Consider the following 19,446-nt stretch of genomic DNA (forward strand, 5'->3'; position numbering starts at 1 on the left):
CTCACGCAGCCAACCAGTCCTGTGCAGCTCGGGTAGTTGCCGTCTCCAACGCATCGGGCGCCAGAATGCCCGCGGCTTTGGCAAATGCCACGAACGCGTCGCGGGCTTTTTTTGTCGTGAGTTTGCCAGCCAGAGCGGATCGACAGGCGAGAAGCGCCGCGGCATAGGTCGGTCCGCGTGCCCCGTTCCATTCGTGAAGAACTTCCCATGCTTCCTGTACGGTTTCCACGTCACGCGGAAAGCCAAGGCCAACGAATATGGATACGGGTCTTGTGAAGGTGGTCATGCCAATCTCCGGGCTGCGGGGAATTTCATGGGAAGTGTAAAGGGCGGGACAACAACGCAGCAGTCGGCCATCAGTTGCACCGCCCCCATCCGAAGGTGGTGCCGGCCAACCTAAGCCGGCACTCTCCCTGTGCCCTCCTGGCTGGCGGCAAGCCAGGGCATGACCGCATCGTAATCTTCAAGGATATCGGCACGTTTGGCGAAGCCGGTAAAGGCAATGTAGGCCGCGACCAGTGGCTTGCGGCCGTCAAACGCTGCATAGCAGGAATCAAGAGCGCGTTCATGAATGAGGTCGCGTTTGCGCTCTGGCCAACTCTCCAGGAAATCGATCGCGTCTTCGAGTGTTGCGATCTCCTGAACAAGATAACTCCCGTCCCTTACAAATATCGGACTATTGAACATCTTCTCGTTCATCAGTTCCTCCAAAACTTTGAACGCGTTGAGCAACCTGGAAAGGACTGCCACCAGAAGGGGCGACAGGACAGATTTGTGATCGGAGTCGGGGTTGTTCAAGAGGCCGCGGCGGGAAGGGAATGCCAATTCAGGGATTGAACATTGCGATATCCTGATGGCTTCGCCGGGGAGGTGCCGCACCGGTGTCCTGCATTTGAGACCGGTGCATGCAAAGGGATAGGGAGTCGTGGTCGTGCGCACGGCAATCCACAATACCGGTCAGGGATTTATTCCCCATTCACTCCTGGGTGTTGGCCAGATCATTCGGTCCGAACGGCGGTCCCGTCGCCGTTCCCAGTCGCCCCGATCCCGGCGGCGGTCCCGATCCACGCGCTCGCGATGGCGATGCCGGTAATGGTCACGGTAGTCGCGATGGCCGCGATAGTGCACATGGTCCCGATAGGGGCGATGATGCCTGTAATGGCGGGGATAGCTGGGCCCTATGACGACGGCGCTGCCGGCATAATAGCCCCTCCCGTAATAGGGGCCGTAACTGCCATAGCCGTCATAGTAGTACGAGCCGGAATCATAGACGCAGCCCGAAAGCGCGATCCCGGAGATCCCGATCACCGCCGAAATGACCAAGGACTTGATGGACATATTTCTACCTCCAGATCAGGCATATGGAATAGTGCCGGCTGCTGGCAATTGTAAGGCAGAAAGATTCCTTGCTTTCTGTTGTCCGGCGGTGGAGGCTCGGCTCAGAAAATGTACGGACAGGGTTTATGATCAAAGATTATTCTCCGCCGCCCGGTGCAGCCGAGGCGATCTCGTCCGACCTTCATGTTCCGCCGGAACTTTGTGAAGCGCTTGATCGGTTCATCGCCGAACGGGAACCGGGCCTGACGCGGAAGGAGGCGCTGCTGGCGGTGCTGCGTGAATGGGCGAGCGAGCACGGTTATCTGCCGCAAAGCCAGCAATCCATCCAGCCCGAGGATCTGAATGCCAGCAACGACGACTGATCGCCGCTATCTGACCGCCAAGCAGGGGATCTACCGGGCAGTCGCGATGAGGCCGCGTGCGATGTCGGCCTTCAGGTCTTCAACATCCTCCAGACCGATCTGCAGCCGGATGACGGGTCCCGCATAATCGCCCTTGGCTATGGTGCGATCGCCAAGAAAGACGTTCACGGCAAGGCTTTCATACCCGCCCCAGGAATAGCCGAGACCGAAGATTTCGAGGCCATCGAGAAAGGCATGAGCCTCGCGCTCGCCGCCGCCCTTCAGCACGAAGGAGAAGATTCCGCTGGCGCCGGAAAAGTCGCGCTTCCAGATGGCATGCCCGGGATGTGATTCGAGGCCGGGATGGAGCACCTGCGCCACGCTGTCCTGCGCCTCCAGCCAGCGCGCGATCTCAAGCGCGCTTTCCTGATGCCTTTCCAGGCGAACGCCCATCGTGCGCAGGCCGCGCAGCACCTGGTAGACGTCGTCCGGCGCGGCGCAGGTCCCGAGTGTCAGAAATGTCTCGTGCAGCTGGCTCCAGCATTTTTCATTGGCCGACACCGTGCCCAGAAGCACGTCCGAATGCCCCGCCGGATATTTCGTGGCGGCATGGATGGTAACATCGACGCCGAAATCGAGCGGGCGGAAATAGACTGGGGTTGCCCAGGTATTGTCCATCATCACCACGGCGCCGCCGGCATGCGCCGCTTCTGCGATTGCCGGAATATCCTGCATCTCGAAAGTGTTGGAGCCGGGCGATTCGGTGAAGACCACTCTGGTATTCGGCTTCATCAGATCGGATATGCCCGCACCGATATGCGGGTCGTAATACTGCACCTCGACGCCAAACCGCGCCAGCATGGTGTCTGCGAAGCGGCGGGTCGGGTTATAGACCGAATCGACGATCAGCACATGATCGCCGGAGGAGAGGAAGGCAAGCAGCGGAACGGTGACCGCGGCAAGTCCGGAAGGCACGATTATGGTGCCGGCAGAGCCTTCCAGTTCATCCATCGCCGAGGCCAGCGCGTCCGTGGTTGGCGTCCCGCGCGTGCCATAGGTGTATTTCTGATCGCGCTTGCTCATGGTCGCCGCATCGGGAAAGAGCACCGTCGAAGCATGGACGACCGGCGGATTGACAAAACCGAAGAAGTCGCGCGGGGCATATCCCGCATGCGCCAGGCGCGTGTTCGTGCCGATTTCGTTCTTTCCGTTCTTGCTCATGGGACCTCTTGGATCAGGCGAAGCATCGCCATTCGCTCTTCATATCAGGACTGCCGCTGCGGCGAGCGGATGGAACGGCATAGGAGATGCGGCGTCAACCTTGATTGCTGATGCTTTGTCGACAAGCGGCATTCCTGCTTGACCAAAGCCGCAGAATGCCCTTCGATAGCGCCTGCGAATGGGAGAGAAGCTTTTGCTTTGGCATTGTTTCCAGGCTTGACGTCGGGAAATGCCGTGGCGTGCTTCCAAACGGGAATTCAGGGGGCACCCTGAGCACACTAAAGGGGTTCACATGAATAAGATGATTAAGATCCTGCTGGGAACGGCGGCGCTCACCGTGGCTGCAGTCTCCGCTTCGTCGGCTGCGACCCTCGACGATGTCAAGAATGCCGGCATGCTCAGATGTGGCGTCAATACCGGCCTTCCAGGGTTCGCTTCGCAGGACGACCAGGGCGAATGGCAGGGTCTCGACATCGACTACTGCAAAGCCGTCGCGGCCGCGGTTTTCGAGGGCGATGCAAGCAAGGTCCGCTATTCGCCGCTTTCTGCGGTGCAGCGTTTCCCGGCATTGCAGAACAATGAAGTCGACCTGCTGGCGCGCAACACCACATGGACGATGAACCGCGACACCGCGCTCGGCCTGAACTTCGTCGGGGTCAACTACTATGACGGCCAGGGCTTCATGGTGCGCGAGGATCTGAACGTGACTTCTGCGCTCCAGCTTTCCGGCGCTACGGTATGCGTGCAGGCTGGCACCACGACCGAGCTGAATCTTACCGACTATTTCCGTGCCAACAACATGGAATTCAACCCGGTGGTCATCGAATCGCAGTCGGACGTCAACGCTGCCTATGAGCAGGGCCGATGCGATGTCCTGACCACGGATGCCTCCGGCCTCTATGCCAGCCGACTGGAGCTTGCCAATCCGGACGAGCATGTCGTGCTGCCTGAAATCATCTCCAAGGAACCGCTGGGCCCCGCCGTCCGCCAAGGTGACGAGCAGTGGTTCGACATCGTCAAATGGGTGCATTTCGGCTTGCTGAATGCGGAAGAACTCGGCGTCACTCAGGCCAATGTCGAGGAGATGAAAAACTCCGAGAACCCTGATATCCGCCGCCTGCTCGGCACCGACGGTACCTTCGGGCAGGACATCGGCCTCACCAATGATTGGATGGTCCACGTCATCAAGGCGGTCGGCAATTACGGCGAAATCTTCGACCGCAATGTCGGCCCTGATACGCCGCTGAAGATCCAGCGCGGGCAGAATGCCCTTTGGACCAAGGGCGGCCTGCAATACGCGCCGCCGGTCCGCTGATCGGAATTCGCAAGCCGCACTTCCAGGAGGTGCGGCTTTCTCGCACGAGAAAGCAGCGGGGGGCTGGCCGATAAAGCCGGGCCTTGCTGTGCATGGCGGATCATATGACGGCTGACGTTCAAACCATTTCCGAGCCGCGCGTATCGCCCATGCGCGATCCCAGGATGCGCGGCCTGATCATCCAGATTGTGATGATCATCGCCATTCTGGCCTTCGCGGCGTGGCTCATCAACAATACCGTCCACAATCTGGCGCAGGCTCGGATAGCCTCCGGTTTCGGCTTCCTCTCGACTCGGGCCGGCTTCGACATAGGCCAGGTCCCGATCGACTATACGGCCAATTCCAGCTATGGCCGCGCGCTGTTGGTCGGCATCACCAATACGGTGCTCGTGGCCATCTCCGGTATCGTCCTGGCGACGATCATCGGCTTCATTGTCGGCATAGGCCGGCTCTCGCGTAATTACCTGCTGCGGGGGCTCTGCACCATCTATGTCGAGACCTTTCGCAACATCCCGCCGCTTCTGGTCATCCTTTTCTGGTATTTCGGCGTGTTGTCGCTGCTGCCCCATCCGCGTCAGGCCTACGACCTGCCGTTCGGTGCGTACATGTCCAATCGCGGACTTCAGACTCCGGCGGCGATCTTCGAACCCATGGCCATTCTCACCTTGGCGGCCCTCGTCGTCGGCATTGCCGGGGCGGTGATTTTGGCCAAGGCGAACAGACGCAGGCAGATGCAGACGGGCCAATTTCGGCCTACCTTCTGGCCTAGCGTGGGTCTCATTATCGGCCTGCCACTGGTCGTCTTTATCCTGACCGGGTTTCCCGTCACCTTCGAGTTTCCGCAAGCCACCCGCTTCAACCTCGTTGGCGGCTGGCAGATCAAGCCCGAATTCCTGTCGCTGTTCCTCGCCTTGTCCTTCTATACGGCAGCTTTCATCGCCGAGATCGTGCGGGCCGGCATCATGTCAGTGTCGCGGGGGCAGACCGAGGCAGCCTCGGCGCTCGGCCTGTCGCGGGGAAAAGCGCTTCGTCTGGTCATCGTGCCGCAGGCCTTCCGGGTCATCATCCCGCCGCTGACGAGCCAGTATCTCAATCTGACCAAGAATTCTTCGCTCGGTCTTGCAGTAGGCTATCCCGAATTGGTCGCTGTCGGCTCGACGGTGCTCAACCAGACCGGTCAGTCAGTCGAGGTGGTTGCCGTCTGGATGGTGGTCTATCTCGGCCTTAGCGTCCTGGTTGCAGCCTTCATGAACTGGTTCAACGCTCGCATGGCGCTGGTGGAGCGATAGGAGACCGCTATGGAAGAGCAAGTCGCGGCCTATGTCGCCCGGGAATATAAACAACCCCTGCCTCCGCCCCCGAGCGAGGCGGGGCTGCCGGGAATTCTGCGCAAGAACCTTTTTGCCACCCCCTTTGACGCCATCGTCACCGTCGTGCTCGGCCTCTTTTCTGTATGGGCGGTGTGGAAGCTGGTCCAATGGGGGCTGACCACGGCGGTTTTCACCGGTGCGAATCGCGAGGCTTGCTTGGCAGGCGAGGGCGGTGCGGTCGGTGCATGCTGGGCCTTCGTCCGCGCCAAGTTCGGGCAGTTTGTCTACGGGCTTTACCCCATAGGCCAACGCTGGCGGGTGGACATTACGCTCCTTTTGCTGGTCGCTCTGGTCCTGCCGTTCGCCATTCCCCGCGTGCCTTACAAGCGGCTGAACGTCATTCTGCTTGTCGTCGTCTTTCCCTTCGTCGCGCTTGTCCTGCTCACCGGCGGGCGGTTCAACATCAGCGGCGGCTGGGTAGCCTTCCTTTTTGCATTGGCAGCCTTCGTGTCGGCTGTGCTTGCGGCAGGCAATGCCGCTGCCGTTCCGCGCCTGCTGAAGGCCGCTACCGCGATGGCAGTCCTGTCGCTGGCATTTCTGCTGGCGTCCAATATTATTTCAAGCGCTCGGGTGGATCTGCTTGCATTCCGCTTTTCACTTCTGTCGTTGCTGGCGCTCCTGGCGGCGCTGGCTTCTGTCGTCGCAAGTCTGCTGTCTGTCCGGGGAACGGAGAGGACCGGGGCATGGACCATTCGCGTGCTGATACCGCCGCTCGCGGTCGCGGCCATTATCGTGCTTCTTTCCGGCGATTTCGGGCTGACCCATGTGCCCACCAATCTGTGGGGCGGACTTCTGGTGACGCTCGTCGTGGCGCTCACCGGAATCGCCGCTTCGCTGCCGCTCGGCATATTGCTGGCGCTGGGGCGACGCTCGCACCTTCCTGCGATCCGCCTGTTCTCGATCATCTTCATCGAGTTCTGGCGCGGCGTTCCGCTCATCACGGTACTTTTCATGTCGGCCTTCATGATCCCGCTTTTCCTGCCGGACGGGGTCAATTTCAACCAGCTCCTGCGCGCGCTGATCGGCGTTGCGCTGTTCTCGGCAGCCTATATGGCCGAGGTCATCCGCGGCGGCTTGCAGGCCATACCAAAGGGCCAGCACGAAGCGGCTCAGGCCCTGGGTTTGGGATACTGGCAGATGATGCGGCTGATCGTTCTGCCGCAGGCGCTGAAGCTCGTCATACCCGGCATCGTGAACACCTTCATCGGGCTCTTCAAGGATACGAGCCTCGTCTATATCATCGGCCTGGCCGATCTTCTGGGCACCGTGCGGCGCGGTTTCTCCGACCCGAACTGGATCACGCCGACCACCGCTGCGACCGGTCTCGTTTTCGCGGCCTTCGTCTACTGGGTGTTCTGCTTCAGCATGTCGCGTTATTCCATATACATGGAACGCCGGCTCGATACCGGCCACAAACGATAAGCCGTAGGGGATTTTGATAATGGCAACCGAAAACGCCATCGACAGCAGCGAGATTCAGGTCGACCGCTCCAAGATGCAGGTCTCCTCCACCGATGTCGCGATCGAGATCCGCGACATGAACAAGTGGTATGGCGACTTTCATGTCCTCAAGGACATAAACCTCAAGGTCATGCGCGGCGAACGCATCGTCGTGTGCGGACCTTCTGGATCGGGCAAATCGACCATGATCCGCTGCATCAATCGGCTTGAGGAGCATCAGAAGGGCAAGGTGGTGGTCGATGGCATCGAGCTCACCAACGACCTGAAGAAGATCGACGAGGTGCGCCGTGAAGTCGGCATGGTCTTCCAGCACTTCAACCTATTCCCGCATCTGACGATTCTGGAAAACTGCACGCTGGCCCCGATCTGGGTGCGCAAGATACCGAAGAAGCAGGCCGAGGAAACGGCCATGCACTTTCTCCGGCGGGTCAAGATACCGGAGCAGGCGAACAAATATCCCGGCCAGCTTTCCGGCGGTCAGCAGCAGCGTGTGGCGATCGCCCGTGCGCTCTGCATGAATCCTCGCATCATGCTGTTCGACGAGCCGACATCGGCCCTCGACCCCGAGATGATCAAGGAAGTGCTGGAGACGATGGTGACGCTCGCCGAGGAAGGTATGACCATGATCTGCGTGACCCATGAAATGGGTTTCGCCCGGCAGGTGGCCAATCGCGTCATCTTCATGGATCAGGGGCAGATCGTCGAGCAGAACACGCCGGCGGAATTCTTCGACAATCCCCAGCATGAGCGGACCAAGCTCTTCCTCAGCCAGATATTGCACTGATTGACAGCAATATCTGCAAAGATTCAGGAAATTTGCCGAGGTGCGGAGGCATCCCAGCCGTAGAGCCAGTCGAAATCGGACATCAGGCGTTCCTCCGATCTCAGCCGAAGCACCAGATCGCGGCTCATGGCGATCGGACCCCAGGCATGCCAGACGAAGCGGTTGAAGGCGCCTCGCCTTGCTACGCGCTTGATGCGGGGCCGGCGCAGCTTGTCGTATCGTGACAACGCTACTGCAATGTCTCCTGGCTGACCGGAGATCTGATCGGCAAGCACTGCGGCGTCCTCGATGGCTATGGCCGCTCCCTGTGCCGCGAAGGGTGTCATGGCATGGGCAGCATCGCCGACCAGCACCATGCCGCGCGAATCGAACCAGGCGCTTCTCCGATCGACGACGTGCAGCGGCCAGGCCGTCCAAGGCGCGGCGCCTTCCACCAACCGGGCGAGGGCAGGGGCGGCGCGCTCAAGCGCATCCTTGAGGGGAGCGGGATCGGCTTGATTGTCCCAGCCACGGGACAGCGATCCGCCCTTCGTGAAGGCGACCAGATTGATCTGGCTTCCTGCCCGGACAGGATAGGCGATGAGATGAAATCGCGGATGGAGGAAGGCGCTCACCCGGTCGGCAGGTATGGCTCCCCGCAAAGGCGTAGCGGGTAGGATCGCCCGCCAGGCCACATAACCGGTGAAACGGCTTCCGCCGGACGGGTGGATCACCCCGCGCAGGCGCGACCACACGCCATCGGCTCCGACAACCAGCGCCGCCTGTACTTGCTCTGCCGCATTTTCCTGCGGGGTGGAGACGGTAATGCCGCTATCCGTGAACGCAATCCCTTCGACGGTGGCCCCGGTCCTCAAGGCTATTGCGGGATTGGTCGCCACCTGTTCCAGGAGAGCTGCCTGAAGGTCCGCACGGTGGGCAACGAGATAGGGTGCGCCCCAGCGCGCTTCCGCGCCAGCGCCAAGCGGCATGCGGGCGATCACCGTCAAATCCGTTGCACGCCTGAGCTCGATGGCTTCCGGTTGCACGGCTTTCGAGCGAAATCGCGCGAGGACTCCGAGCCTGTCGAGGATGCGTGTCGCATTGGGAGAAAGCTGCAGCCCCGCGCCGACCTCTTCCAACGCCGGTGCGCGTTCGAACAGCTTGACGGGAAAACCCTTCGACGCGAATGCCAGAGCCGCGGTTAATCCGGCAATGCCTGCCCCTGCAATGATAACAGGCCGGGCATTGGTAGCCGCTTCCATCTGGATTTGAGTTGCGTCAGACGGCTTCTAGATAAAGACAGCCCTCGGGGACGGTCTCGGTCGCCTTGAGATTCGGATTGTATTTATAGAGCGTTGAGCAATAGGGGCAGACCCGCTCGACCTCGTCGCCCATGTCCAGGAAGACATGCGGATGGTCGTTCGGGGGCAAGGCACCCATGCACATGAATTCCTTCACGCCGATCTCGATCGAGCGATATCCCGCGCTGTTGTGGAAATGCGGTATGGTGTCTCCCGCCATCACTGTCTCCCGCGTGGTCGTTTGCGATTGCGTTTGGAACATAAAGGGGCTCTTTGCAAGCCTGTGATATCAAACTGTCGCAAAAGCGTGTCAGGAGCTAAAATCCAGCCGAAAGGTGCCAGGGAGCGAAACGACGCAAGATGAATGAACTGAAACCGGTTCTGACCGAATTCACGGCTGCGGCAAATGCGCAGGGCGAAATCGCGCAGGGAAATCCCGACCGCTTCGTCAATCGCGAATTCTCCTGGCTGCAGTTCAACCGCCGTGTCCTCGAGCAATCGCAGAATCCCAATCATCCCCTTCTGGAGCGCGTCCGCTTCCTTTCAATCTCGGCCGACAATCTGGACGAGTTCTTCATGGTTCGCGTCGCCGGTCTTGCAGGACAGGTGAGGGCAGGGATCGCCACCAAGAGCGCGGATGGCCGCACCCCCGAAGAACAGCTCGAGCAGGTGCTGCGCGAGGTCGGACGCTTGCAGGTCGAGCAGGAACGCAGTCTTTCGCTGCTGTTCGATCTCCTGCGCAAGGAAGGAATCGAGGTCATTCGCGCCGATGCGTTGAACCGCGAGGACAAGAAATGGCTGGAAGACCATTTCCTGGAATCGATCTATCCGGTGCTCACACCCCTCTCGATCGATCCGGCGCATCCGTTCCCGTTCATACCCAATCTAGGTTTCTCCATCGCGCTGCAATTGCGCAACCTCCGCGATGGCCAGGAAATGACAGCTCTCTTGCGTCTTCCGGTGGCATTGAAGCGTTTCGTGCGGTTGCCGGACAGGAAGGCGGCCGTTCGTTTCATCCGGCTTGAGGACGTGGTCGGTATCTTTATCGGCAAGCTTTTCCCCGGCTATGAGGTCAAAGGCTCAGGCACATTCCGTATCATCCGCGACAGCGATATCGAGGTCGAGGAAGAAGCCGAGGACTTGGTTCGACTGTTCGAGACGGCGCTGAAGCGCCGCCGCCGCGGTTCGGTTACCCGCATCGAGTTCGACAGCGAGATGCCGGAGGCCCTGCGCGATTTCGTGGCGAGCGAGCTGGAAGTTTCGGCCAGCCGCATCAGCGTGCTGAACGGCCCTCTCGCCATCAATCAGATTTCCGAAATCGTGTCTCTGCCGCGCGACGATCTGAAATTCCCGCCCTATAATCCGCGCTTTCCGGAACGCATCCGCGAACATGGCGGGGACTGCTTCGCAGCCATCCGCGAGAAAGATATCGTCGTTCACCACCCTTATGAATCATTCGATGTCGTGGTGCAGTTCCTGCGGCAGGCGACCGCTGATCCGGAAGTCGTAGCCATCAAGCAGACGCTTTACCGTACTTCCAACGACAGTCCCATCGTGCGCGCTCTGATCGATGCCGCCGAGGCAGGCAAGTCCGTAACCGCCCTGGTCGAGCTCAAGGCCCGCTTCGACGAGGAGGCGAACATCCGCTGGGCACGTGACCTGGAGCGCGCCGGCGTGCAGGTCGTCTTCGGCTTCATAGAACTGAAGACTCACGCCAAGATGTCGCTCGTCGTCAGACGCGAGGAGGGCAAGCTGCGCAACTACGTGCATCTTGGCACCGGCAACTACCACCCGATCACCGCGCGCATTTATACGGACCTCTCCTATTTCACCGTGGATCCGGTGATCGCGCGCGATGTCGCGCAGGTATTCAATTTCATCACTGGCTATGCCGAACCGGATACCGAAATGCGGCTAGCCATCTCGCCTTTCACCTTGCGCGATCGTCTGCTCGGCCATATCCGAGACGAGATCGAGCATGCGAAATCCGGCCGCCCAGCGCAGATCTGGATGAAAATGAACTCGCTTGTCGATCCGATTGTCATCGATACCCTCTATGAGGCAAGCCGCGCCGGCGTGGAGATCGATCTGGTGGTGCGCGGCATATGCTGCCTGCGTCCCCAGGTGCCCGGGCTTTCGGAGAATATCCGGGTCAAGTCCATCGTCGGCCGTTTCCTGGAGCATAGTCGCATCTATTGCTTCGGTAACGGCCATGGCCTGCCTTCGGACGAGGCAATCGTCTACATCTCGTCGGCGGACATCATGCCGCGCAATCTCGATCGGCGCGTCGAGGCGATGGTGCCGATCACGAACGCCACTGTGCATGAACAGGTGCTGGGCCAGATCATGCTCGGAAATATCATGGACAACCAGCAGAGTTTCGAAGTATTGCCGGACGGAACTTCGCGGCGCATGCTGCCGGAGGAAGGTGAGGAACCGTTCAACGCGCAGGAATATTTCATGACCAATCCCAGCCTCTCAGGCCGTGGGCATGCCCTGAAGTCCCATGCGCCGAAGCGGATCGCCGCCTACAAGCGGCGCAAGAAGGCGACTGCTGGCACCGGCTAATACAAGTGACAATCTCGGCGTCTCAAGGACGACTTCAGGATCGGCGGCCTGTCTCGGTCATCGATATAGGGTCGAATTCTATCCGTCTGGTGATCTATGAGGGCGTGGCGCGCTCTCCCACCGTGTTGTTCAATGAAAAGATGCTCGCCGGTCTTGGGCGCGGCATCGTAACCACCGGCAAGCTCGATCCCGATGGCGTGCGCCGTGCCGTCGAGGAATTCCGCCGGTTCCGTGCGCTTTCCGAGCAGGCGGGAGCCAAATCGCTTGACGTGCTTGCAACTGCGGCGGCGCGAGATGCTGAAAACGGCCCCGATTTCATTCATCGCGCCGAAGAGATTCTCGGCACCAGGATCCGAGTCCTGTCGGGACGGGAGGAAGCAGGCTATTCCGCCCTTGGTGTCATTTCCGGCTTTTACCGAGCGGACGGCATTGTCGGAGACCTGGGCGGCGGCAGCCTCGAACTCGTTGACGTCAAGGATCAGCATATCGGCGATGGCATCACGCTGCCGCTCGGCGGCCTGCGCCTGCAGGACATGGCAAAAGGATCACTTTCCGAGGCGGCGGCCATCGCCCGAAAGGAGCTGTCCCGCGCGGGCTGGCTGAAGGAAGGCAAAGGACGGCCTTTCTATTGCGTGGGCGGTACCTGGCGAAACCTCGCCAGGCTCCACATGATGGTGACAGACTATCCGCTGAGCGTCATGCACCATTATGAACTCGATATCGCGAGTTCGGCGGCTTTCCTGAAACAGGTCGCGAAGGGCGATATCGACAAGCTGGAAGGCATCGGCCGGATATCCAAGAGCCGCCGTGCCCTACTTCCCTATGGCGCGGTCGTGTTGCAGGAAATCATCGCCGCCATGAAACCGTCCAAGCTGCTCGTTTCGGCGCTCGGCGTGCGCGAGGGGTTTCTCTATTCGCTGCTTTCGGAGGAAGATCGCGGGGTAGACCCGCTGATTTCGGCGGCTGAGGAACTGGCCCTGCTGCGCTCTCGCTCCGTCACTCATGCTCACGAACTGGCGGAGTGGAGTGGTACCTTCTTTGAGGCGCTCGGCATCGAGGAGACGGAGGACGATGCCCGCTACCGCCGCGCCGCCTGTCTGCTCGCAGATATCGGCTGGCGCGCCCATCCGGAATATCGAGGCACGCAGTCGCTTAACATCATTGCTCATGCCTCCTTCATAGGCATCGACCATCCTGGCCGCGCCTTCATCGCGCTCGCCAACCTGTTCCGTCATGAAGGGCTCTTCGCCAACGACCTCTCGCCCGAAATGCGCCGGCTGGCAACCCCGCATTATGTCGAGCGCGCACGCCTGCTGGGCGGTCTTTTGCGCGTCGTCTATCTGCTTACAGCTTCGATGCCGGGCATCATCCCACAGCTGAAATGGCGGGAAGACCCGGACGGTTCGCTGACCCTGCTTGTACCGAAATCCCATGCGGCCCTGATGGGTGAGCGGCCGCATGGCCGCATGGCGCAGCTTGCCAAAGTGGCAGGGCGGGAACTTGCGCTGGCTGTGGCGGACGGCTGATCACTCCGCCGCGTTGGGCAGGTTCTCGCTAAGCGGGAAGATCTGGATCCTGCGTTTGTGGAACTTGAGGGCTATCTCGCCGCGCACCAGTTCCAGCGCCTTTTCGCCGAAGACTTCGCGCCGCCAGCCTGTCATCGCTGGCACTTGCGCATTCTCGCCCTCAGCCGCAATCCTGTCGATGTCGTCGCTCGAGGCGAGCATTTTCGGCGCCACACCCTGCTTTTCAGCCACCAGCTTGAGCAGCACCTTCAAAAGCTCGGCGGCTGCGCTCGTCCCCTCGGGCATCTGCGCGGGGCGGGGCAGGGGAGGCAGCTCTTCCTTGGGGATGGCCAGTGCCCTGTTGACTGCTTCCAGCATGGATGCCGCCGTTGCCGAACGCTCCCAGCCCTTGGGAATGGAGCGAAGCCGGGCGAGCGCCTGCTGATCGCGTGGCTGCTGCTGAGCGACCTCGTAGATGGCATCGTCCTTGATGACGCGGCCGCGCGGTACATTGCGTTCGCGTGCCTCACGCTCGCGCCATGCCGCCACATGCTGGAGCACAGCAAGTTCGATCGGCTTGCGCACCCGCATCTTCAGCCGCTTCCAGGCGTCGTCCGGATGTGGGTCGTAGGTCTCGCGCGCCGTCAGCACGTTCATTTCCTCGGTGAGCCAATGAGCGCGATCCTCGCGCTCGAGCTCTTCCCGCAGGTAAAGATAGATGTCTATCAAATGAGTGACATCCGCCAGGGCATATTCCAGCTGCTTTTCCGACAGGGGACGATGCCGCCAGTCGGTGAAGCGGGATGACTTGTCGATGCGGTTGCCGGTCACCTTCTGGACGAGCTGGTCGTAGGAGACGCTGTCGCCGAAGCCGCATACCATGGCGGCAACCTGGGTATCGAAGACCGGGTGCGGAATAAGGCCGCCGAGATGGAAGATGATTTCAATATCCTGCCGGGCCGCGTGGAAAACCTTCGTGACGGTCTCGTCGCGCATGAGATCGAAGAAGGGAGCGAGATCCATGCCGTCGGCCAGCGGATCGACGAGCGCCGTGACCCCGGGCGCTGCCATCTGGATCAGGCAAAGCTCCGGCCAGAACGTCGTCTCGCGGATAAATTCGGTATCGACGGTGACGAAATTGGATTTTGCAAGTTCAGCCGTAACGGCTTCGAGTTCTTTTCGTGTTTTTATCAGTTCCATAGGGTCTCTTTAGAGGCTTTCCCTTTTGGAGAGAAGAGCACATAGAAGCTTCACTTCCGCTCCTTGCCGCGGCGGGCCAGCCGCACGAAAACGGGAGATGTGCGCAGCAATGCGATGAACCGTCCGCGTTCCGCGGCCGGCACAGCCGGTCGGGCGCGCATTCGATAAAGCGTGATGATAATGAAGACGGCGTAAATCACCGCTGTGAAGCTGAACAGCGCGGGCGGTCCGAAGCGTTCCATCAGATAGGACGAGGCGAGCGGGCCGATGATTGCCCCGACGGAGTAGAAAAACATCAGGCCAGCGGCAACCTGCACGAATTCACCGCTTTTGGCGTAGTCATTGGCATGCGCTGCGGACAGCGAGTAGAGCGGCATGGCGAAGGAGCCGAACAGGAAGACCCAGAGGAAATTCGACAGCGCGCCGCTGCCTGCGAGAAAAACGATGGCGAGCGCGGAGGCCATGGCGGCACCGGTCGAAATAAGCAGCACATAGCGCCGGTCCCAACGGTCCGACAGGGCGCCGAGCGGATATTGCATGATCGCTCCGCCAATGATGCCGGCGCTTATGAAAGTCGCGATATCGGCTACCGAAAGTCCGATTTCCTCGGCATAGACAGGCCCGACAATGCGGAAGGCGCCGTTTGTCGTGCCAATGGCGATGCAGCCAATCGAGGCAAGCGGCGAGATGCGCCACACGCTCGCCAGATCCAGACGGAACTCGTCGGGCGGCTTCGGATTGGAGCGGTCGCCCATCGAAACAGGCACCAATGATAGCGTTATCATGATCGCCATCACGGCGAAGATCGTGAAGCCTTCCGGCCCGAAAACCGGGACGAGATATTGCGAGCCCGTCACGGAAGTGATGTCGATGATGCGGTATATCGCAAGCACCCGCGCCCGGTCGGTATTCGATGCGCCGGAATTGAGCCAGCTTTCCATGACGGTAAAGAGCCCGGAAAAGCAGAACCCGGTCAGGAAGCGGATGATCAGCCACATGATCGGGTCGATCACCAGAACCAGCAGCAGGGTGCCCGAAGCTGCAAGTGCGGCAAGAGAGGCGAAGGCGCGGATATGGCCGATCGAGCGGATCAGTTGAGTGATGTAGAGGCAGCCAAGCAGAAAGCCGCCAAAATAGGCCGTGCCCATCAGGCCGATCAGGGCAGGGGAAAATCCTTCCAGTCCGCCGCGCAATGCCACCAGGGTTGCCTGAAGCCCGTTCCCGCCAAGGAGGATGCCGGCTGCGATCAGGAGAGGGACAAGCGGACGGAGGCTCGACATGAAAAATGGGCAGGTCCCCGGCGGAATCGCTTCCTTCTATAGAGGCCTTTTCTCGATGCGCCATGAGCCAACTCGCGGCGGTGATGGTCCCAGTTTGTTTGCGAGGATTGTATATTGACATTTGAATTGAATTCAATTCAATATGCCATATGAAGAGACGTTATCCGCTGCTTGTGCGCAAGAAGGTAGAGAGGCTGGAATATGCGGCCTCAAACCGCCGCCGACATGATAACGGCTCGTCACAGCAATCGTCGGTGGCCGAAACCCCTCCGCAACGTCTGATGATGGCAGCCGCCGAGCTTGTGGAAAACGGCGGGCGTCTCGAAATGGCCTCGGTCGCCGCACGGGCCGGTGTCTCCGTCGGCCTCAGCTATCATTATTTCCGCTCCAAGGCCGGGCTGATCGCGGCCGTGGTCGAAGATTTCTACGACCGTTATGACGCTGAGGTGATCGACCTCAATCCGCTGCCTGGACATGACTGGGCAGCCCGCGAGCGCCGCCGCGTCGAACTGATGGTCGATTTCTATTTGCGTGAGCCTTTGGCGCCGCTGGTGCTTGCAAGGCTTTCCATGGAGCCGGAGGTTGCGGCGGTCGATGCGCAGCGAATAGCGCGGCATATCAAGCTGGCTGCCCGTAATGTCGAGGGCGCGCGCCGCAAGGGTCATTTGCCTGCGGGGCCGGATGCCAGCCTGCTTGTGGGGATGATCATGGGCGGCTTGAGGCAGGCCGTCGGCCAGGTGCTGGCGGGGCATGTTCCACGCGACCGCGACCGCTTGGTGGAAGACTTGTGGGGCTTCATTTCTGCTGCTGCGGGCTTGGGGACACAAGACAGATGACTTTTCCTGGAGGATTTAATGCCCAAGGCCCTTTATGAGAAAAAAGGCCGTATCGCCTACGTCACCTTCAATCGGCCGGAGGCGATGAATGCGATTGACCTGGAAATGCACGAGCAACTCTGGGAGATCTGGCGGGATTTCCGCGACGACGATGCCGTGGAGGTGGCGATCCTTACCGGGGCGGGTGATGAGGCATTTTGCGCCGGCGCCGACCTGAAGACGCATCTGCCTTATTGGGTTGCCAATGCCGATGCCCTCCTGCCGCGCCGCAAGATCAGGGATGGCCTCGGCGGGATCACGCGGGGCCTGCATCGCATCTACAAGCCGATCATCGCCGCCGTGAATGGCTGGGCGCTGGCAGGCGGCTTCGAAAACGCTCTTGCCTGCGACATCCGCATCGCGTCGGAACGTGCACAATTCGGCTCCTTCGAGGTTCGCCGCGGCTTTCACCATGGCGACGGCGGCATCGTGCGGCTGGTGAATATCTGCGGCTCCGGCATTGCGCTGGAAATGCTGCTCACCGGCGAGCCGATCGATGCCGAGCGGGCGCTTCGCTGCAACATGGTGTCCAAGGTCGTGCCGCACGGAAAGCTGATGGAGGAGGCGGAGAAGGTCGCCAGACAAATCCTGCGCAACGATCAATGGGCGGTCCGCTCGGCCAAGGAGACGATTCTGAACGTCATCGGTCGGCCTCTGGAGGATCAACTCGCCTATGAAGCGATGACCGGCTATTCTGGCGCGGCGAATCCGCCGGTGCGCGAACGTTTGTCGGAATTCTACGAAAAGTCCGATACGGGGAGGGCCGGCCGCAATGGTACGCCTCTGTAAATCTGCCGTCTTGCATCCGCTTCCGACGCACGGCGAGGGCAGCATCCGCTAGGACTTCCGCAGCAACCTTGACAAATGCGGGCTCCCATGCGCTTTTCGCGCCGATTTTCAGGGCGCCGACGCGCGCCTCCTTTTCGATTTCAGAACAACGGAAAAGACCCGCAAAATGCACCGCTATCGCAGCCATAACTGCGCACAATTGAGGAAATCCGACGTCGGGCAGTCAGTCCGCCTCTCCGGCTGGGTCCATCGGGTGCGCGATCACGGAGGCCTGCTTTTCATCGATCTGCGCGACCATTACGGGATCACGCAGATCGTCGCCGATCCGGATTCGCCCTGTTTCTCCACAGCCGAAAAGGTGCGCGGCGAATGGGTGATCCGTGTCGACGGCGAGGTGAAGGCGCGCACAGCCGAGACCGTGAACCCCAACCTGCCGACAGGCGAGGTCGAGATTTTCGCCCGCGAGATGGAGATCCTGTCCCAGGCCAGGGAACTTCCGCTGCCGGTCTTTGGTGAGCCGGATTATCCTGAGGACATCCGCCTCAAATACCGCTTCCTCGATCTGCGCCGCGAGACGCTGCACAGGAACATCGTCACGCGCACGAGGATCATCGCCGAAATGCGCAAACGCATGGGCGAAGCGGGCTTCACGGAATTCTCCACGCCGATCCTGACGGCATCCTCGCCGGAAGGCGCCCGTGACTTCCTGGTGCCGTCACGCATCCACCCCGGCAAGTTCTACGCGCTGCCGCAGGCCCCGCAGGTCTACAAACAGCTCATCATGGTGTCGGGCTTCGACCGCTATTTCCAGATCGCGCCCTGCTTCCGCGACGAGGACCCGCGCGCCGACCGCTTGCCGGGCGAATTCTACCAGCTTGACCTGGAGATGAGCTTCGTTGAGCAGGAGGACGTGTTCTCCACCATGGAGCCGGTCATGCGCGGCATCTTCGAGGCCTTCGCAAGCGGCAAGCCGGTGACGCAGTCATTCCCGCGCATTCCTTACGACGAAGCCATGCGCAAATATGGCACCGACAAGCCGGACCTGCGCAATCCGATCGTCATGGAGGAAGTCTCGGAGCATTTCCGCGGCTCCGGCTTCAAGGTTTTCGCCAACATCCTTGCCAATGACGAGAAGGCCGAGGTCTGGGCCATTCCTGCCAGGACCGGCGGTTCCCGCGCATTCTGCGACCGCATGAATTCCTGGGCGCAAGGGGAAGGTCAGCCCGGTCTCGGCTATATCTTCTGGCGCAAGGAAGGCGACAAGCTTGAAGGCGCTGGCCCGATCGCCAAGAATATCGGTGAAGAACGCACCGAAGCCATCCGCACGCAGCTCGGTCTGGAGGATGGCGACGCCTGCTTCTTCGTGGCGGGCGACCCGAAGAAGTTCGCCGGCTTTGCCGGTGCCGCTCGGACCCGCGCTGGTGAGGAGCTGAACCTCGTCGACCGCGACCGGTTCGAGCTCTGCTGGATCGTGGATTTCCCCTTCTACGAGTGGAACGAGGAGGAGAACCGGATTGATTTCGGCCACAACCCCTTCACCATGCCAAAGGGCGGGCTGGATGCCCTGACGAGCGAGGATCCGCTCTCCATTAAGGCCTTCCAGTACGACATGGTCTGCAATGGCTTCGAGATCGCCTCCGGCGGCATCCGCAACCATCTGCCCGAGACCATGGTCAAGGCCTTCGAGATCGTCGGCTTCACGCGCGAGACGGTGGAGGAGCGTTTCGGCGGCCTCTATCGCGCATTCCAGTATGGCGCGCCGCCCCATGGCGGCATGGCTGCCGGCATCGACCGCATCGTCATGCTGCTTTGCGGCGCGAAGAACCTGCGCGAGATCACTATGTTCCCGATGAACCAGCAGGCCATGGATCTGTTGATGAATGCACCTTCGGAGGCGACGCCGCAGCAGCTACGCGAACTTTCCCTGCGCGTAGCTGTGCCGAAGAAGGAAGAGTGACCGACGGCCACAAGGCGTTGAGTTGACCTGCTCACAGGGTCGCGTCGGTCGCCCGATCGCCCCTTCGAGCATCGGGAACTGACGCTGACGGGCCTGGGCGACATACACGGAGGGCAGCGGTTCTCGCTGCTCTCAGCCTTGCCAAGAAATCGCGCATCCGCT

18 protein-coding genes are annotated in these 19,446 nt (G+C 60.7%); 10 read left to right on the forward strand and 8 right to left on the reverse strand.

The window, feature by feature from the left end; all coding sequences use genetic code 11:
• Position 1 precedes the first annotated feature (1 nt).
• From L598_RS13335 to L598_RS13345, 3 genes are all read right to left on the reverse strand, one after another.
• A complete protein-coding gene (locus tag L598_RS13335; RefSeq protein ID WP_144863156.1) occupies positions 2-286 on the reverse strand; it encodes a DUF982 domain-containing protein in 285 nt (94 codons plus the stop codon).
• A 110-nt stretch (positions 287-396) separates the two neighbouring features.
• Positions 397-699 (reverse strand): DUF982 domain-containing protein, encoded by a 303-nt coding sequence (locus L598_RS13340; RefSeq protein ID WP_144863158.1) that lies wholly within the window; start codon positions 697-699, stop codon positions 397-399.
• A gap of 258 nt (positions 700-957) precedes the next feature.
• A complete protein-coding gene (locus L598_RS13345) occupies positions 958-1,338 on the reverse strand; it encodes a hypothetical protein (RefSeq protein ID WP_144863160.1) in 381 nt (126 codons plus the stop codon).
• A 125-nt stretch (positions 1,339-1,463) separates the two neighbouring features.
• Here L598_RS13345 and L598_RS13350 point away from each other — a divergent pair, with 125 nt between their 5' ends.
• Complete coding sequence (locus tag L598_RS13350; protein ID WP_144863162.1) at positions 1,464-1,700, forward strand: hypothetical protein; 237 nt, start codon at positions 1,464-1,466, stop codon at positions 1,698-1,700.
• A 30-nt stretch (positions 1,701-1,730) separates the two neighbouring features.
• Here the strand turns inward: L598_RS13350 and L598_RS13355 are convergent, their stop codons facing one another.
• Complete coding sequence (locus L598_RS13355) at positions 1,731-2,900, reverse strand: cystathionine beta-lyase (protein ID WP_144863163.1); 1,170 nt, start codon at positions 2,898-2,900, stop codon at positions 1,731-1,733.
• Positions 2,901-3,192: 292 nt separating this feature from the next.
• Between L598_RS13355 and L598_RS13360 the strand changes: the two genes are divergently transcribed.
• From L598_RS13360 to L598_RS13375, 4 genes are all read left to right on the forward strand, one after another.
• Positions 3,193-4,215 carry an amino acid ABC transporter substrate-binding protein gene (locus tag L598_RS13360; protein ID WP_144863165.1) on the forward strand — a complete coding sequence of 341 codons (1,023 nt, stop codon included), beginning with the start codon at positions 3,193-3,195 and terminating at the stop codon, positions 4,213-4,215.
• A 104-nt stretch (positions 4,216-4,319) separates the two neighbouring features.
• On the forward strand, positions 4,320-5,504 hold the full coding sequence (locus L598_RS13365) for an amino acid ABC transporter permease (RefSeq protein WP_144863167.1): 1,185 nt from the start codon (positions 4,320-4,322) through the stop codon (positions 5,502-5,504).
• A 9-nt stretch (positions 5,505-5,513) separates the two neighbouring features.
• Positions 5,514-7,007, forward strand: a complete 1,494-nt coding sequence (locus tag L598_RS13370; protein ID WP_144863169.1) for an amino acid ABC transporter permease — start codon at positions 5,514-5,516, stop codon at positions 7,005-7,007.
• 19 nt (positions 7,008-7,026) lie between these two features.
• Positions 7,027-7,830, forward strand: coding sequence for an amino acid ABC transporter ATP-binding protein (locus L598_RS13375; RefSeq protein ID WP_144863171.1), 804 nt, complete (start codon positions 7,027-7,029; stop codon positions 7,828-7,830).
• A gap of 23 nt (positions 7,831-7,853) precedes the next feature.
• Here the strand turns inward: L598_RS13375 and L598_RS13380 are convergent, their stop codons facing one another.
• A complete protein-coding gene (locus L598_RS13380) occupies positions 7,854-9,071 on the reverse strand; it encodes an FAD-dependent monooxygenase (protein WP_144863173.1) in 1,218 nt (405 codons plus the stop codon).
• A gap of 16 nt (positions 9,072-9,087) precedes the next feature.
• Positions 9,088-9,330, reverse strand: a complete 243-nt coding sequence (locus L598_RS13385) for a zinc-finger domain-containing protein (protein ID WP_144863175.1) — start codon at positions 9,328-9,330, stop codon at positions 9,088-9,090.
• Between the two features lie 140 nt (positions 9,331-9,470).
• Between L598_RS13385 and L598_RS13390 the strand changes: the two genes are divergently transcribed.
• Together L598_RS13390 and ppx are read left to right on the forward strand one after the other, a co-directional pair.
• Positions 9,471-11,678 (forward strand): RNA degradosome polyphosphate kinase, encoded by a 2,208-nt coding sequence (locus L598_RS13390; RefSeq protein ID WP_144863176.1) that lies wholly within the window; start codon positions 9,471-9,473, stop codon positions 11,676-11,678.
• Positions 11,679-11,683: 5 nt separating this feature from the next.
• On the forward strand, positions 11,684-13,204 hold the full coding sequence (gene ppx, locus L598_RS13395) for an exopolyphosphatase (RefSeq protein ID WP_144863178.1): 1,521 nt from the start codon (positions 11,684-11,686) through the stop codon (positions 13,202-13,204).
• On the opposite strand, the gene rnd is transcribed toward ppx, so the two are convergent.
• Positions 13,205-14,383, reverse strand: coding sequence for a ribonuclease D (rnd, locus tag L598_RS13400; RefSeq protein ID WP_144863180.1), 1,179 nt, complete (start codon positions 14,381-14,383; stop codon positions 13,205-13,207).
• Between the two features lie 50 nt (positions 14,384-14,433).
• Complete coding sequence (locus tag L598_RS13405; RefSeq protein ID WP_144863181.1) at positions 14,434-15,663, reverse strand: MFS transporter; 1,230 nt, start codon at positions 15,661-15,663, stop codon at positions 14,434-14,436.
• 149 nt (positions 15,664-15,812) lie between these two features.
• On the opposite strand from L598_RS13405, the gene L598_RS13410 reads away from it, so the two are divergent.
• The 3 genes from L598_RS13410 (at position 15,813) to aspS (ending at position 19,284) form a co-directional block, all read left to right on the forward strand.
• The gene (locus L598_RS13410) at positions 15,813-16,499 is read left to right on the forward strand and encodes a TetR/AcrR family transcriptional regulator (RefSeq protein WP_144863182.1); all 687 of its coding nucleotides are present in this window, start codon (positions 15,813-15,815) and stop codon (positions 16,497-16,499) included.
• Between the two features lie 18 nt (positions 16,500-16,517).
• Positions 16,518-17,327 carry an enoyl-CoA hydratase-related protein gene (locus L598_RS13415; protein WP_144863183.1) on the forward strand — a complete coding sequence of 270 codons (810 nt, stop codon included), beginning with the start codon at positions 16,518-16,520 and terminating at the stop codon, positions 17,325-17,327.
• A 166-nt stretch (positions 17,328-17,493) separates the two neighbouring features.
• On the forward strand, positions 17,494-19,284 hold the full coding sequence (gene aspS / locus L598_RS13420) for an aspartate--tRNA ligase (protein ID WP_144863184.1): 1,791 nt from the start codon (positions 17,494-17,496) through the stop codon (positions 19,282-19,284).
• The last annotated feature ends 162 nt before the right edge of the window (positions 19,285-19,446 follow it).

Source organism: Mesorhizobium sp. J18 (assembly GCF_007829525.1).
Classification (GTDB): domain Bacteria; phylum Pseudomonadota; class Alphaproteobacteria; order Rhizobiales; family Rhizobiaceae; genus VLJP01.